Origin of the sequence: Pararhizobium sp. IMCC3301 (assembly GCF_030758315.1) — a bacterium.
Classification (GTDB): Bacteria; Pseudomonadota; Alphaproteobacteria; order Rhizobiales.
Map to the genome: position 1 here is coordinate 3,431,617 of NZ_CP132336.1, position 15,374 is coordinate 3,446,990.

Annotated in this window: 13 protein-coding genes; 11 read left to right on the plus strand and 2 right to left on the minus strand. The window is 56.4% G+C overall.

Annotated features, from left to right (window positions below):
* Positions 1-67: 67 nt before the first annotated feature.
* Positions 68-1,003: a fumarylacetoacetate hydrolase family protein gene (locus RAL88_RS16610; protein ID WP_306264965.1), complete on the minus strand. Its 936-nt coding sequence runs from the start codon at positions 1,001-1,003 to the stop codon at positions 68-70.
* Between the two features lie 190 nt (positions 1,004-1,193).
* Between RAL88_RS16610 and RAL88_RS16615 the strand changes: the two genes are divergently transcribed.
* From RAL88_RS16615 to RAL88_RS16650, 8 genes are all read left to right on the plus strand, one after another.
* A complete protein-coding gene (locus tag RAL88_RS16615; RefSeq protein ID WP_306264966.1) occupies positions 1,194-1,871 on the plus strand; it encodes a FadR/GntR family transcriptional regulator in 678 nt (225 codons plus the stop codon).
* Positions 1,872-2,197: 326 nt separating this feature from the next.
* A complete protein-coding gene (locus tag RAL88_RS16620; protein ID WP_306264967.1) occupies positions 2,198-3,085 on the plus strand; it encodes a DMT family transporter in 888 nt (295 codons plus the stop codon).
* 212 nt (positions 3,086-3,297) lie between these two features.
* Positions 3,298-4,803, plus strand: a complete 1,506-nt coding sequence (locus tag RAL88_RS16625) for an ABC transporter substrate-binding protein (RefSeq protein ID WP_306264968.1) — start codon at positions 3,298-3,300, stop codon at positions 4,801-4,803.
* A gap of 69 nt (positions 4,804-4,872) precedes the next feature.
* Entirely contained in the window at positions 4,873-5,787 is a 915-nt protein-coding gene (locus RAL88_RS16630; protein WP_306264969.1) for an ABC transporter permease, read from the plus strand.
* Positions 5,788-5,859: 72 nt separating this feature from the next.
* The gene (locus RAL88_RS16635) at positions 5,860-6,723 is read left to right on the plus strand and encodes an ABC transporter permease (protein ID WP_371932188.1); all 864 of its coding nucleotides are present in this window, start codon (positions 5,860-5,862) and stop codon (positions 6,721-6,723) included.
* Complete coding sequence (locus RAL88_RS16640) at positions 6,720-8,351, plus strand: ABC transporter ATP-binding protein (protein ID WP_306264971.1); 1,632 nt, start codon at positions 6,720-6,722, stop codon at positions 8,349-8,351. The genes RAL88_RS16635 and RAL88_RS16640 overlap by 4 nt, the downstream gene beginning before the upstream one ends.
* Complete coding sequence (locus RAL88_RS16645) at positions 8,348-9,289, plus strand: 2-hydroxyacid dehydrogenase (RefSeq protein ID WP_306264972.1); 942 nt, start codon at positions 8,348-8,350, stop codon at positions 9,287-9,289. Before RAL88_RS16640 ends, RAL88_RS16645 begins: the two co-directional genes overlap by 4 nt.
* A 21-nt stretch (positions 9,290-9,310) precedes the next feature.
* On the plus strand, positions 9,311-10,351 hold the full coding sequence (locus RAL88_RS16650; RefSeq protein ID WP_306264973.1) for a DUF475 domain-containing protein: 1,041 nt from the start codon (positions 9,311-9,313) through the stop codon (positions 10,349-10,351).
* A 21-nt stretch (positions 10,352-10,372) separates the two neighbouring features.
* On the opposite strand, the gene RAL88_RS16655 is transcribed toward RAL88_RS16650, so the two are convergent.
* Entirely contained in the window at positions 10,373-11,092 is a 720-nt protein-coding gene (locus RAL88_RS16655; RefSeq protein WP_306264974.1) for a GntR family transcriptional regulator, read from the minus strand.
* 163 nt (positions 11,093-11,255) lie between these two features.
* Between RAL88_RS16655 and araD the strand changes: the two genes are divergently transcribed.
* The 3 genes from araD to RAL88_RS16670 all read left to right on the plus strand — a co-directional run bounded on the left by araD (position 11,256) and on the right by RAL88_RS16670 (position 15,373).
* The gene (gene araD, locus RAL88_RS16660; RefSeq protein WP_306264975.1) at positions 11,256-12,989 is read left to right on the plus strand and encodes an L-arabinonate dehydratase; all 1,734 of its coding nucleotides are present in this window, start codon (positions 11,256-11,258) and stop codon (positions 12,987-12,989) included.
* A gap of 60 nt (positions 12,990-13,049) precedes the next feature.
* Complete coding sequence (locus RAL88_RS16665; protein ID WP_371932107.1) at positions 13,050-13,772, plus strand: ribonuclease activity regulator RraA; 723 nt, start codon at positions 13,050-13,052, stop codon at positions 13,770-13,772.
* A gap of 86 nt (positions 13,773-13,858) precedes the next feature.
* Entirely contained in the window at positions 13,859-15,373 is a 1,515-nt protein-coding gene (locus tag RAL88_RS16670; RefSeq protein ID WP_306264976.1) for an aldehyde dehydrogenase (NADP(+)), read from the plus strand.
* Position 15,374: the final 1 nt, after the last annotated feature.

A 15,374-nucleotide genomic window follows, 5' to 3' on the forward strand; every position in this document is an offset into this window, starting at 1 on the left:
ACTTTTCTCCCAGTACTAGTGTTTGGCCGCGCCCGGTCTACGGGTTCGGATGGTTTCACCGTTCCATTCAGGTGATTTCGGTTGATAGGGTCATGACGCCTTGAAGGGTGACGTCCACCCTGTCGCCCGGCCGCAGGAACAACTTGTCGGCATTAGGTTGCCCGACAGCCACGCCGGCAGCCGATCCCATCGCGAAAAGATCCCCAGGATGGAGCGGCATGTATTTCGAGAAATGTGCGATAATATCGGCCAGTTTATGGATCTGGTCGCGCGTGTTGTAACCCATGCGACGTTCACCATTCACATGACACTCAATTTTCAGATCATTGACATCCGCGATCTCGTCAAGCGTCATAACCCACGGGCCCAAAGGGCCGAATCCGGGCATATTCTTGGCCGTCCAGAAGCGCGTTCCTGACCGAACTTCCCTTTTTTGTATCTCGCGCGCAGTGAGATCATTGAACAGCGTCATCCCGAACACGTAGTCGAGCGCGTTTTCGCGACTGACCCTATAGGCGGGTTTGCCAATTACGAAGACCACTTCGGGCTCGTAGTCAAACTTCACAATACCGTTCGGTCGCGCGACAGAGCTGCCATGGCCACACAGGACCTCGTTCAGCTTCACGAAGCCCGTTGGTTCGTCCGGCAATTCGTTGATGAGTTCGGTGCGGGCCAACTCATCCAGATGCGCCGCGTAATTCTTGCCAACACAAAGGAACTTCACAGGGTCTGGCACAGGTGGATGAAAACGGATGTCTGTCTCACTGAGGAGCAGTTTTCTGGCGTCTTCGCCGGTAAGCCCCTGAGCCCATGTGGCCAGGCGCTCAAGCGCCTCGCGCTCGACATCCTGATTCTCGATATGCCACCTGAGCGAACTTGACATCGGGGTGCCGAGGCCAGCAATTTCCAAGGCGGCTTGCACGTCCAGGACCTGGTCTTTTCCGACACGAAGAGCCAGTCGGGGCTGTGGATTGTCATTCGTCGAGATTGTTCCGAGTTGCATACTGACCTCTTCGTTCTGTCACAAAGTCATAATTCACAAATGGGCGACCGGTCAACCAATTGCTCCATCAAAACGGAAAATTGAAAATAAGCACTGAAAATATTAACTAAATTATGAAATTGGGCGACCATTGTATTAACTACGTGCATGTTGTAATATTTTGCCTTGGAAAACCCTCAAGGGAAAAGCTGTGGATACGCTATCTCTACTTCGTGATCATGTCCGCGAAGGGCTGGAACACGGTTCTTACGGGACAGGTCATCGTATTGCGCCGGAACGCGATCTGGCCGACATGTTCGGAACCTCACGATCAGCCATCCGGCAGGCACTGGCGGTGCTGGAAATGGAAAAAATTGTCGTCCGCAAGGTGGGGCGGGGCACGTTTATTTTGCCGGAGCAGATATTCACCTCAGTTCCGGCAGGTACCGTTCAATCCGATGCCAGTCCGTCCGAGCTGATGACAGCCCGCGAGTTGTTTGAACCCGCTCTTGTAAAGCTTGTCGTGCTGAATGCTACAGATGGCGACATTCGAAAGCTGCGTGATCTTGTCGAACAGCAGAAGTGCGCGGGACCGGCCCTGGAATTTGAAGCCGGCGATATTGCTTTGCATCGGGCGATTGCCGTCGCGGCGCGCAACACATTATTGATGGATCTGGCGGAACGAATACTGAGTGCACGCCGGAATTCTGATTGGCGCAAACTGAAAGCCAGCGTGGCGCGTCGCAAACCCGAACGGCGGCTTCAGGCCATCGTGGAACATGAGCGCATCATCTTGGCGCTTGAAAACCGCGATGCCGACGCGGCGGGTGCGGCAATGCGCTCGCACCTGGAAAGCGTGAGATACAACTTGATCGACACTCAGTATTAGACTTCTGGGTGGGGAACATCAGGCTCGTCATTGGGTATGACCGGATCTGGAGTTCCATCCTTCCCTCCGGCACCATTGTTTCCAAATGTCCCGTTCTCATCTGGCCCGGGTCTCGCCGAAATCCTGGCGCAATGTCTCACGAGGATGCTCCCGCCCGCATGGCGGGCCTATACCCCAAGCAGCGCATTGTAAAAGTTCGACTTCAATCGCCACATGAAATAAATTGATGTATTAGCGCATTAGAATTATATGCGCTGTGTGCATGTCCGAGCCGTCCTGCACATCGACCATGCCGGTCAGGTTCCTGAAATTGAGTGAGAGTGTCGATGTCTGTGGGCAGCCCTGGTGCCAATTTGCGAGGCGGCAATGCAATGTTGGCAGCAATCTTCATGCTGGTTGGAGCCGTAATATTAGCATTTGACGCGGTGCTCGTCCGGTTGTTGGCGCAACAGGTCCACCCTTTCGTAATCGTGTTTTTCCGCAGCGTGTTCGGCCTCATGATTGTGCTGCCCTGGATCGTTGCACGCCGCCACGAAATGACGTCGCACTATCGTGTGATGCACTTTCTGCGCGCGGCCATGAAGATCGCCGCGCTGGCCTGTTTCTTCTTCGCCTTTGCCCTGGCGCCATTGGCGGATGTGACGGCCATCATGTTTACAGCGCCGATTTTCCTGACACTCGGCGGATGGCTGATCTTTGGCGAGAAATATTCGATGGCCCGGTTGATTGCGGTGCTGGCGGGGTTTGTCGGCGTCATCATTGTGATCAGTCCGGCGGGAGGCGATATGAGCTGGGCGCTGGCCTATGCACTGATCGGCTCCGCACTGACCGCTGCAATTCAATTGATGCTGAAGAAGATGGCAAGGCATGACAGCACGCAAACTCTGGTATCATGGAATCTGGTTCTGATGGTGCCGCTGGCCTTTATACCGGCACTGTATTTCTGGACCACGCCAACACTCCCGCAACTCGGTCTGTTGGCGGTGCAGGGCATCCTGGGCGCGCTGAACATGTCCCTCGTCACCCGGGCGCTCAGCATGGCCGATGCGTCCTTGTTGGCACCACTGGACTTTGTCCGCCTGCCCGTTGTTGCGATTTTTGCCTTTTTGTTTTTTGATGAGTTGGCCAGCGTTGAAACCTGGATTGGTGCAAGCGTGATCTTTCTGTCCACCTTGATAGTAGCTGGCGGTGCAGGCTGGAAACGCAGAAAATAACTCCATGTTATCAGCATTTTACCCTACCTGCCGGACCGGACGCAAAAAGCTTCCGCGTCAAAAACCAATCACAGATTCTTGATTGACAAATACACTAATATATTAGAGGATCACTTTGAGGAAGAAACTCATATCCCTCAACAGGAATCAGACGGCGCGTTCGCAGCAGCTCGCCATCTCACCACAAAAGCTGCACTGAAAAGGAGGAATTCATGCGTAAACTGTCTGTAGGTTTGCTGGGAGCGTCACTCGCGATGACGATGATGTCACCTGTCTTTGCACAGAGCACGGACATAACCATCGTGCTGAGCGAGGAGTTGGATCTGATTGATCCCTGCATGGCATCGCAGTCCAATATCGGCCGCGTCGTTCTGCAAAATATTTCTGAAACAATGACCGAACTTGATGTCAGCGGTGCCGGTCTGAAACCGCGCCTGGCCGAGAGTTGGGAAGCGGTCGATGATGACACCTGGCGGTTCAATCTGCGCAAGGGCGTATCGTTCTCGGACGGCACGAGCTTTGGCGCCGAGGATGTCGCACATTCGCTGAAGCGCGTTGTTGCCGAAGAACTGGTCTGCGAGATCGGAGCCAAATATTTTGGCGGTTCGACGATCACCACAGAAATCATCGACGAGCACACCATCGAAATTACGTCTGATCCGGCGCAGCCGATCATGCCGCTGCAATTGTCAGGCCTCACAATCGTTCCAGCTGAAACACTGATGGAATACACACGTGAGCCAATCGGAACCGGGCCTTATGTCCTGTCCGAATGGAATGTCGGCCGCAATGTCATTCTGACCCGCCGTGACGACTATTGGGGCGAAACCCCTTCTGTCACCAAGGCAACTTATGTTTTCCGCTCGGACGATTCCGTGCGCGCTGCCATGGTTGCAACCGGGGAGGCGGATTTTGCTCCGAAAATCTCGGAACTGGATGCAACAAATCCGGCAACCGATTTTGCCTATCCCAACTCGGAAACAGTGTATCTGCGTCTCGACACAATGACGCCTCCGCTGGATGACGTCCGCGTTCGTCAGGCAATGAACCTTGCAATTGACCGCGAAGCCTTTATCGGAACAATCATCTCCGCTGAGGCAATTCTGGCCACTGCAATTGTGCCGCCATCAACAATCGGCTGGAACCCTGATCTGAAGGTGCCGGCATTTGATCTGGAAAAAGCCCGTGCACTTCTGGCCGAGGCCAAGGCCGATGGCGTGCCCGTGGATGCGGAAATCACGTTGATAGGCAGAACCAACAACTTTGCCAATGTCACTGAGGTGATGGAAGCGCTGTTGGCGATGTATCAGGACGCCGGTTTTAACATGAAGCTGGAAATGTATGAAGTGGCGGAGTGGCTTGATTTCTACTCACAGCCATTTGCCGAGGATCGCGGACCGCAGATTATCGAGGCGATGCACGACAACGCCAAAGGTGATCCGGTGTTCTCGATGTATTTCAAATATGATTCCGAAGGGCTGCAATCAGCCTTGCGTGATCCTGCCGTGGACAAGATGATCGCGGATGCCACTGCTGCAACCGGAGATGACCGAGCTGCCATATGGTCAAAACTGTTCGCATATCTGCATGATGAAATCACAGCAGATGTTCAGCTGTTCCACATGGTTGGCTTCAGCCGGGTCAGCGAACGGCTTGACTTCAAACCGACCATCGCCACCAACAGCGAAATTCAACTCTCGCAAATTCGCTTCAAATAGGCATTGATTGAACAAGGGGGCAGCGCGTCTGCCCCCTTGACTTAACGTGCGCCTGCGGGAAGGTTGGACATGCGGCATTTCATTGGAAAACGAGCCTTTGCAAGCGCACTTTCGCTCGTTGGCCTCATCGTCCTGGTTTTCTTTCTGTCCCGGCTCACCGGTGATCCGACTGCGCTGTTTCTGCCACTCGACGCTTCGCTGGACAGCCGTGAACGGTTCCGCGAACTGCACGGCCTGAATGACCCGATACTGGTTCAGTTCGGCGAGTATGTCTGGAATGTTCTGAACCTTGATTTCGGCGATTCAATTCGCAAGGCACGACCCGCCCTTGAGGTGGTTCTTCAGGCCTTTCAATGGACGCTGATATTGGCGTTGACCACTATTTTCCTCGTTACAGTCGCTGCCATCATCATGGGCTCTCTGGCCGCATTCTATGCCGGTGGCGTGTTTGATCGTGTCGCCACTTTTCTGTCGCTGATCGGTGCCAGCGCGCCGGACTTTTGGATTGCCATCGTCGCCATCGTTCTGTTTTCCGTAAATCTGGGCTGGTTGCCGACCTCGGGAACCGGAACAATCTGGCACTGGATCATGCCGGTCTCGGTTCTTTTCATTCGTCCCTTCGGCCTGGTTCTGCAGGTCGTTCGTGGCTCGATGATGACGGCATTGTCCTCGCCCTATGTTAAGACCGCCCGCGCCAAGGGCGTGCGGACCCGCCCGATTATTTTTGTCCACGCGCTGCGCAATGCTTTGCTTCCGGTGATCACCGTGATCGGCGATCTGTCTGCAGGAATGCTGAATGGCGCTGTGGTGGTCGAAACGATCTTTGGCTTCCCCGGCGTTGGCAAGCTGATGATTGACTCCATTCTGCAGCGTGATTTTACCGTTGTGCTGGCGGCAATCATGGTGTCAGCCATGGCTATTTTTCTCATGAACCTTCTGATCGACATTGCCTATTCGGTGCTTGATCCTCGCATTCGGTATTAAGGGAAACGCATGACCGGTACCGACCAGGCTCCTGACGCATCACTCAATAAAGCCCCGAATGTCTTTGCCCAGATGCTGCGCATGCTGTGGCATGACAAAATTGCACTGGTGGCTGTGATCTTCCTGATCATTATAGCGCTCTGCGCCATCTTTGGGCCATCGCTGCTGGATGCAGCGGCAACCAAACAAAATTTGCGCGGGCGCAATTCCCTGCCTTTTGATCTGGCCAAAGGGTGGCTGTTTGTACTGGGCGGCGATGCTCTGGGCCGGCCATTATTGCCGCGCATCATTGTTGCCGCGAGCAACACTATCATGGTGGCAACCGGCGCAGTGCTCATCTCGATGGTTGTTGGCAGTACCCTTGGCCTGATTGCCGGTTACACCAAGACAAGGGCAAGCCAGATCATCCTGCGGTTTGCCGATGTCATCATGTCGTTCCCCTCGTTGCTGCTGGCAGTGATTGTGCTTTATATGCTGTCTCCGTCGGTCAGCAACATCATCATCGTTCTGGCAATCACCAGAATTCCCATTTATCTGCGGACCACCCGTGCCGAAGTGTTGGAAATACGCGAACGGATGTTCGTTCAGGCCGCTCGCGTCATGGGTGCGTCAGATAAACGGATCATATTTCGTCACATTCTGCCGATGGTGTTACCGACGCTGCTGACCATTGCGACATTGGATTTCGCCTTTGTGATGCTGGCTGAAAGTGCACTTTCGTTTCTGGGCATTGGCATTCAGCCACCCGAGATCACCTGGGGACTTATGGTCGCGCAGGGCAGACCCTATCTGACAAATGCCTGGTGGCTGTCTTTCTGGCCCGGCCTTGCGATCATCCTGACCACGCTCAGCCTGAACCTTGTTTCAAACTGGATGCGTGTTGCGCTTGACCCGGTGCAGCGCTGGCGTCTGGAAATAAGAGGCAAAAAACAATGAGCGCGCATCTGCTGGAAGTTCGCAACCTGTCGGTTGAGTTCCATACATTGCAGGGCCAGGTGAAAGCGGTTCAGGGTGTCAGTTTTCACCTCGATCCCGCCGAAACACTGGTCATCCTCGGCGAAAGCGGATCGGGCAAGTCGGTCTCGGCGTCAGCGGTGATGAACCTGATCGACATGCCACCTGGCGAAATTACCAGCGGCGAGGTTCTGTACCGGGGCCGCAGCCTGCTGCAGATGGCCGGCGAAGAGCGGCGCGCCATCAACGGCGCCAAGATCGCCATGATCTTTCAGGACCCGCTGGCCCATCTCAATCCGGTATACAGTGTCGGCTGGCAGATCATAGAGATGATGACCACCCACGGCATGCCGTCTGATCGGGCCAGGCAACGCGCCATCGAATTGTTGAAGCGTGTCGGGATCCCCGACCCGGAAACCAGAATGAAGGCCTATCCGCATCAGTTTTCCGGTGGCCAGCGTCAGCGTCTGATGATTGCCATGGCTCTGGCATTGAAACCCGATATCCTGATTGCCGATGAGCCGACCACCGCACTTGATGTCACGGTCCAGGCACAGATTCTGGCACTGCTGAAGGAATTGCAGGCCGAAACCGGCATGGGATTGCTGTTGATAACCCATGATCTGGGCGTCGTCGCCGAGGTCGCTGACAACGTTGTTGTCATGAATGCCGGAGAGATCGTCGAAACTGGCCGGGCCGCGGATGTCTATGCCAATCCGCAGCATCCTTATACCAAGCGCCTGATCGCTTCGGCACCGGGGCGTGGACAGATGGCCGAACCCGTTGCAGCGCTCGGCGAGCCGTTGTTGAGACTGGAGAACGTCTCCAAGACCTTCGGGAAATTCGAGGCGCTCAAGGCCGCAAGCCTGAACGTCATGCCGGGCGAGATTGTCGCGATTGTCGGGGAAAGTGGATCTGGCAAATCCACACTGGCGAAAACCCTTTTGCGGCTGGAAGAACCGACAGGCGGTGCAGCCTTCTACAAAGGCCGCGATTTGTTCAAGATGTCGCCGGCGGAGCTTTTTGGGGTTCGCCGCGAAATCCAGATGGTATTTCAGGATCCCACGCAGTCACTTAATCCGCGCATGTCGGTCTATCAGCTGATTTCCGAGGCCTGGGCCATCCATCCCGAGATTCTGCCGAAGCCGAAATGGCGGGACCGTGTGAGCGAACTTCTGCAACTCGTCGGCCTGTCGGCCGAACACGCGCGGCGCTATCCGCACCAGTTTTCCGGCGGTCAACGGCAACGCATCGCCATTGCACGGGTGCTGGCGCTGGAACCCAAACTGGTAGTGTTTGACGAAGCAGTGTCGGCGCTGGATGTCTCCATTCAGGCCCAGGTGATTGATCTGCTTGACGGTTTGCGCCGCGATCTGGGGCTGTCCTACATCTTCATCGCTCATGACCTGCCAGTGGTACGGGATTTTGCCGATCGGGTTGTGGTTATGCAAGAAGGGCGGATTGTCGAAGAGGGCACGGTGCGCGAGATATTTGAGACCCCGCGCGATCACTACACACGCGCCTTGCTGGCCGCCAGCCTGGACCCCGACCCGGCCGTCCAGGCAAAACGCCGCGCTGCCCGTCTTGAACTGGAGGCAATGCAGCCATGAAGCCTGACATATTGGTTATCTGGCCGAACCGGCCGGAACAAATGGCCATGCTGTATGCGGCCTATACCCTGCACCGGCTTGATCTTGCCTCCGATCCTGGGGCCTTGCTGGCCAGGGTTTCAGATCAGATCACAGCGGTTGTCACAACCGGTGGCAAGGGGTTGGATGCAGAGCTGATCCGGCAACTGCCCAATCTCAAGATCGTGGCTTCATCGGGTGTCGGCTATGATACAATCGACATTGCTGCATGTACTGAACGCGGCATTGTGGTGACAAACACGCCCGATGTCCTGACCGATGACGTAGCCGACACAGCCATCATGCTGCTGCTGGCAGCGCGTCGTCAACTGGTGCTGGCCGACCGCTATGTGCGCAGCGGCGACTGGGGGCGCAACGGTCCATATCCATTGTTGTCAGCAATGCGCGGCAAACGGCTTGGAATTGTCGGGCTTGGGCGGATCGGGCAGGCGATCGCTGCACGTGCGGAACCAATGGGTTGCGAGATTGCCTATACCGGCAGAACCGCAAAGCCTGAAATTGCCTACAGCTTCGAACCTGATCTTAAAAGTCTGGCCCGCTGGGCGGATATTCTGGTGGTCGCCACCTCGGGCGGTCCGCAGACGCGCGGGCTTATCGGAGCCGACATCATTTCCGCACTCGGGCCACAGGCTACCTTGATCAATATTGCGCGCGGCAGCGTCGTCGATGAAAAGGCGATGATCGCGGCGCTACGCTCTGGCGATCTGGGTTCGGCCGGACTGGATGTCTACTGCAACGAGCCCGACATCGACCCGGAATTTCGCCAGCTGGAAAACACCGTCCTTTATCCACACCATGCATCGGGTACGTTTGAAACCCGCGGTGCCATGGCGCAATTGGTTGTCGATAATCTGGCAGCCTTTTTCCAAGGTCAGCCCGTGCTGACTCCGGTTAACTGAAAAGCTCACAGAGGAAGCTACATGGCGACGACACTTTGGTTTTTTCGCTGGCCGTTTCTGGTAACGGCTCTGGGACTTGCGCTGGCTTTCTGGCTGGGATGGCAAGCCACTGGAACGGGTTCCGGCGCCATGACATTTTTTCTGATTGGCGCTATCCTGGCAGTGCTGGAAATATCTCTCAGTTTCGACAACGCCATCGTCAATGCGAACAAACTGAAGGACATGTCGCCGCTTTGGCAGAAACGGTTTTTAACCTGGGGTATCCTGATCGCGGTGTTTGGGATGCGTATTGTGTTTCCGCTCGCCATTGTCGCGATTGCGGCCCGCATCGGGCCATTTGCTGCCATCCATCTAGCCGCCACGGACCCAACTGAATACGCCCGTCTGATAGGCGAAGCACATTTGTCGATTTCGGCTTTCGGCGGGACATTCCTGATGATGGTCGGGCTGACCTATTTCATTGATGACAGTAAGGAAGTGGACTGGTTTTGCGCGCTGGAATGCCGATTGCGCAGATGCGCTTCGTTGCGCGGGCTGCAGGTCGGCTTCGTTCTCATTCTGGTGATGGTTTTCGCCAGTTCCCTGCCGCAGGACGAGGCGATAACTTTCCTGTTCTCTGCTCTGTTGGGATTGCTGACATTTACGGCAGTTGATCTGCTGGGCCATGTGCTCGACGCCTCGCAGGAAGTCCGCGCTACGGCGCGCGTCGGCGGGTTGGGCGCATTCATGTATCTTGAGGTGCTTGATGCCAGTTTCAGTTTTGACGGGGTGATTGGCGCCTTTGCCTTGACGCAGAACCTGTTTCTGGTCGCCATCGGATTGGGGATCGGTGCGATGTATGTTCGCTCCATGACCATCATGCTGGTGGAACGGAAAACACTGGCACAATTCCGTTATCTCGAGCACGGGGCGTTTTATTCGATTCTGGCGCTATCAATCATCATGTTCGCCCAATCATTATTTGACATTTCGGAGTTTGTAACCGGAGCGTTGGGGGCCGGGTTGATTGCCGCATCGCTCTATTCGTCGATCCGCTACAACAGGCACCCGGTCACTGACTGATCAGGTCGCGCTACAAACAATTCAGGCGTCGTTGAAATAGTCTGGAAACTGACGGCGAAGTGCTTCGACGCGTGAGATTGATACTGTGTCTTTCAGATGATCTCTGATGGCCGCAATCGCCTGATTTTCATCGCCGGACTCAATCCCTGCAATAATGTTGGCATGCCCCTCGAGGATAAGCTCGAATTTCCCCTCAGGCGGTGGGCCAAGCCGTCGGATGCGGCCCAGATGGCCTGATTTGGACTGCAGCAATTGGTGAAGTCCACTTTGTCCAACGCCGTCGAAAAGCGTCTTGTGGAAGGCCTCGTCAAAATCATAGAACATGTCGATCTGCTCCGCATCGTGCACGATGGTATGCTTCATGCGCAGCAACGACTTTGCCTTTGACAGCACCGATGGATCACATTGATTGGCAAGACGGCGAACAACTTCGGTTTCAACGGCGACCCGCAGAAAATAGGCCTCGAACATCTGAGGTTCATCAATGCGCGTCACAACGGTGCGCGACTGGGGAAAAATCTTGACCAGCCCGTCCTGTTCCAGCCGCTGCAATGCTTCGCGCACGGGCGTCTGACTGACCTTGTACCGGTCAGTCAGGTCAGCGCGTGAAAGTGTCGTATCCGGCGGCAGATGGAGATCAATGATCCTCTGCCGAAGGTCCAGATAAATCCGGGATGCAGCCGACCCCCCGGCTGACGCCGTATAGGGCAAGGTCTGCATATCCAAGGTCGGGAAATTCATGCCAATTCCTTTTGTCTGCCCCATACCGCAATCATCCAAAACAAATCAATGTCAGACCGGTTTTTTGTTGTCTTTACTAAAGCACTAATATATTAGTGCATTGTGCGGTTGAAACACAAGACCAACTTATCACGAAATATTGCGACCCCTTCGGAAAAACACCATGACACGGAAAACCTATCAAAGCTTACGGTCTGCGCGTTGGTTCGCGCCTGAGGATTTGCGCTCGGTCGGTCATCGCAGCAGGGCCATGCAAATGGGCTATGGTCCCGAGGATTGGGAAGGCAAGCCTGTCATCGCAATCATCAACACCTGGTCCGAAGCGCAGCCCTGCCACATGCATTTCCGCGACAGGGCGGAATGGGTGAAACGCGGTATTCTGCAGGCTGGTGGCTTCCCGATGGAACTGCCCGCATTGTCGCTTTCAGAGACATTCATGAAACCCTCCACCATGTTGTATCGCAACCTCCTGGCGATGGAGACCGAAGAACAGCTGCGATCACATCCGGTCGATGGCGTCGTCTTGATGGGTGGCTGTGACAAAACCACACCGGCGCTGATTATGGGCGCCACATCCATGGGACTGCCGTTTATTTTTCTGCCAGCAGGCCCCATGCTGCGTGGCAATTATGCCGGCCAGACACTGGGGTCCGGAACCGATATGTGGAAGTACTGGGATGAGCGCCGGGCCGGCACGGTGTCCGAGGAGCAATGGAACGGGGTGGAAAGCGGAATTGCCCGGTCCTACGGTCATTGCATGACCATGGGCACGGCAAGCACCATGACCGCCATTGCCGAAGCCATGGGGCTGAGCCTGCCTGGGGCATCGTCGATCCCGGCGGCTGATGCCAACCACCAGAGAATGTCGGCAGCCTGCGGCCGTCGGCTGGTCGAAATGGTTTGGGAAGATCTGACGCCCGACAAAATCATCACACCGGCCGCTGTCGCTAATGCGGCCACCGTTGCCATGGCTACGGGATGCTCGACCAATGCGATCATCCATCTGATTGCTATGGCGCGCCGCGCCAATGTGCCGCTTGATCTGGATGATCTGGATCAGACAGGCCGCACGACGCCTGTGCTGGCCAATGTGCGCCCTTCCGGCAAGGGTTATCTGATGGAAGATTTCTATTATGCCGGAGGATTGCGCGCCCTGATGAAGCAACTTGGTGATCGACTGGACGGCTCGGCAATTACCGTTTCGGGCCAGCCGATTGGTGAGGGATTGGACGAGGTTAGCGTCTACAATGACGATGTCATCCGGCCGCTGTCAAACCCGGTTTACCACGAAGGCTCGCTTGCGGTGTTGAGGGGAAATCTTGCCCCTGATGGTGCGGTTATCAAGCCCGCTGCCTGCGACGCGAAGTTCTACCGCCATTCCGGTCCTGCCCTGGTGGCTGACAGTTACGCCGACATGAAAGCCATCATAGATGATGCGGATTATCCCATGACACCGGACACTGTGCTGGTTCTGCGCAATGCGGGACCGCAGGGCGGGCCGGGTATGCCGGAATGGGGCATGATCCCGATGCCCAAGGCGCTCCTCAAGGATGGCCACCGCGACATGGTCAGATTAAGCGATGCGCGCATGTCTGGAACCTCTTACGGAGCCTGTGTGCTGCATGTGGCGCCCGAGTCCTTTGTTGGCGGGCCGTTGGCCCTTTTGCAGACCGGCGACATCATCGATCTGGATATTCCGGCTCGAAGTCTGAATATGCGCGTGCCTGATGACGAACTTGCGCGGCGGCGCGCTGCCTGGGTTGCCCCGGAACCACGTTATGAACGCGGCTATGGCTATGTGTTCTCCAGGCATGTGGAACAAGCCGACAAGGGCTGCGATTTCGATTTTCTCACCTCAAAGTTCGGCCGTCCCGTGCCTGAGCCTGAAATAAATTGACCCGGATCCTGACATCAGAAAAATCCAGATCCTGATATCCGAAAAATAATGAGGACCGAAATGGCTGTAAATCTGTCTGCCGAGACCAAACAAAAGCTGATGCACGTATCGGTCGCGACGCTTGCAACGGCGCTCTATAAAAGGGGTCTGCGAAATCAGGTGATCCAGGATGTGCGCCCGGTGGCTCGCAAAGGTCACAATATGGTCGGACCGGCCTTTACCCTTCGCTATATGCCCGCCCGCGAAGATCGCAACACACTGGCCGAGTTCCGCAATCCGATGCACAAGCAGCGTCAGGCGGTTGAACAATGCCCCCCGGGGTCTGTGCTGGTCATGGATTGTCGCAAGGATGCTCGTGCGGCCTCGTCAGGGGACATCCTGATCACCCGGCTGATGGTGCGTGGGTGTGCTGGTGTCGTCACTGATGGCGGGTTCCGCGACAGCATGGTTATCGGCGCACTGGACATGCCGGCCTATCATTCACGCCCGTCCAGTCCGACCAATCTGACACTGCATGAGGCGATCGAGATTAATGGTCCGATCGGCTGCGGCGACGTCGCCGTGTTTCCAGGTGATACGCTTGTGGGCGATGATGACAGCATCATTGTGATCCCGGCGCATATTGTTGACGAAGTCGCTGACGAGGCAGTCGAGATGACGGTCTATGAGGACTTTGTTTCCGAGCAGGTGCTGGAAGGTGCGACCATCATCGGGCTCTACCCGGCGACCGAGGACAAGAACCTGGAATTATTCGCACAATGGCGCGCCGCAAAAGGCCGCTGACACCACGCAACGCCGGACCGCGAAACCTGCAAGCGCGGGACCGCCACGGCGACCAATCAACTGGCCGAGCGCCACGGGAGTAAATAATGACATTTGAACCGCACGGCAAACACCTGATCGCAGGCGAATGGGTTTCAGGGACGGAGCAGTTTTCATCCTCGCCTGCGCATGGTCCGGCGCATAATTTTTCTGTTGGCACTCTGAGCCACGTTGATGCCGCCTGTAGCGCCGCCGAAGATGCTTTCTGGTCCTATGGTTATTCCACGCGCAGTGAGCGCGCGGTTTTCCTCAACCGCATTGCCGACGAAATAGACCTTCGTGCAGACGCCATTACCCAGATCGGCACCCAGGAGACCGGCTTGCCCGAGGCGCGCCTTCAGGGCGAGCGCGGACGCACCACCGCCCAGTTGCGGCTGTTTGCCAGCCATATCGAAGCGGGCGACTATCTTGATCGCCGCACCGATGCCGCGCTGCCGGATCGTCAGCCATTGCCGCGCCCCGAGATCCGCCTGATGCAGCGTCCGATAGGTCCCGTCGCTGTGTTCGGTGCATCGAATTTCCCGCTCGCATTTTCCACTGCCGGCGGTGATACCGCCGCCGCACTTGCTGCAGGATGCCCGGTTGTTGTGAAGGGCCATTCCGCCCATCCCGGCACCAGCGAAATCGTCGCTGAGGCAATCGACGCCGCGATCACGGCACTTGATCTGCATCCCGGCGTCTTCAGCCTGATCCAGGGTGGACGGCGCGACGTCGGCACCGCGCTGGTGCAGCACCCGCTGATCAGGGCCGTCGGTTTCACCGGCAGTCTGGCCGGAGGGCGCGCTTTGTTCGACCTGTGCGCCGCACGGCCAGAGCCAATACCGTTTTTCGGCGAGCTCGGATCGGTCAATCCAATGTTCCTTCTGCCCGATGCGGTGACCGCGCGAGGCGCCGAAATCGGCACCGGCTGGGCTGGCTCGCTGTCGATGGGTGCGGGACAGTTCTGTACCAATCCCGGCATCAGTGTGATTGTCGATGGACCTGCAGCGGACACCTATGTTGAGGCTGCCAAAGAAGCGCTGGCAAAGGTCGGGCCGCAGGTGATGCTGACGGACGGGATGGCTGAGGCCTATCGCGCCGGCCGCGATACAATTGCCCAGTCAGCAGGGGTGCAGGACGTTCTCACCAGTGTCTGCGATCTGCGCAACGCCACGCCTTACCTGTTTGAGACAACTGGAGAAAACTGGCTTGCAAACCACACTCTGGGTGAAGAGGTCTTCGGCCCGCTTGGTCTGATTGTGCGTGTGGCTGACGGGAACGAAATGCTGACGATTGCAAAAAGCCTGGTCGGGCAGCTGACCTGCACCTTGCATATGGACAAAGGTGATACCGATCTTGCGCGGCGTCTGATGCCGGTCCTGGAACGCAAGGCTGGCCGGGTGCTGGCCAACAGCTTTCCGACGGGTGTCGAAGTCTGCGATGCCATGGTGCATGGCGGGCCTTACCCAGCTTCCACCAATTTTGGTGCCACGTCAGTGGGCACCATGGCTATCCGCCGTTTCCTGCGCCCTGTCAGTTATCAGAATATTCCACACGATGTTTTACCGCAGGATATTGCCTGAT

What these genes read in the sequence shown, in the direction of transcription:
- RAL88_RS16610 (WP_306264965.1), bottom strand. Translation starts at nt 1,003, where the DNA reads ATGCAACTCGGAACAATCTCGACGAATGACAATCCACAGCCCCGACTG.
- RAL88_RS16620 (WP_306264967.1), top strand. Translation starts at nt 2,198, where the DNA reads ATGTCTGTGGGCAGCCCTGGTGCCAATTTGCGAGGCGGCAATGCAATG.
- RAL88_RS16625 (WP_306264968.1), top strand. Translation starts at nt 3,298, where the DNA reads ATGCGTAAACTGTCTGTAGGTTTGCTGGGAGCGTCACTCGCGATGACG.
- RAL88_RS16630 (WP_306264969.1), top strand. Translation starts at nt 4,873, where the DNA reads ATGCGGCATTTCATTGGAAAACGAGCCTTTGCAAGCGCACTTTCGCTC.
- RAL88_RS16635 (WP_371932188.1), top strand. Translation starts at nt 5,860, where the DNA reads ATGCTGCGCATGCTGTGGCATGACAAAATTGCACTGGTGGCTGTGATC.
- RAL88_RS16640 (WP_306264971.1), top strand. Translation starts at nt 6,720, where the DNA reads ATGAGCGCGCATCTGCTGGAAGTTCGCAACCTGTCGGTTGAGTTCCAT.
- RAL88_RS16645 (WP_306264972.1), top strand. Translation starts at nt 8,348, where the DNA reads ATGAAGCCTGACATATTGGTTATCTGGCCGAACCGGCCGGAACAAATG.
- RAL88_RS16650 (WP_306264973.1), top strand. Translation starts at nt 9,311, where the DNA reads ATGGCGACGACACTTTGGTTTTTTCGCTGGCCGTTTCTGGTAACGGCT.
- RAL88_RS16655 (WP_306264974.1), bottom strand. Translation starts at nt 11,092, where the DNA reads ATGAATTTCCCGACCTTGGATATGCAGACCTTGCCCTATACGGCGTCA.
- araD (WP_306264975.1), top strand. Translation starts at nt 11,256, where the DNA reads ATGACACGGAAAACCTATCAAAGCTTACGGTCTGCGCGTTGGTTCGCG.
- RAL88_RS16665 (WP_371932107.1), top strand. Translation starts at nt 13,050, where the DNA reads ATGGCTGTAAATCTGTCTGCCGAGACCAAACAAAAGCTGATGCACGTA.
- RAL88_RS16670 (WP_306264976.1), top strand. Translation starts at nt 13,859, where the DNA reads ATGACATTTGAACCGCACGGCAAACACCTGATCGCAGGCGAATGGGTT.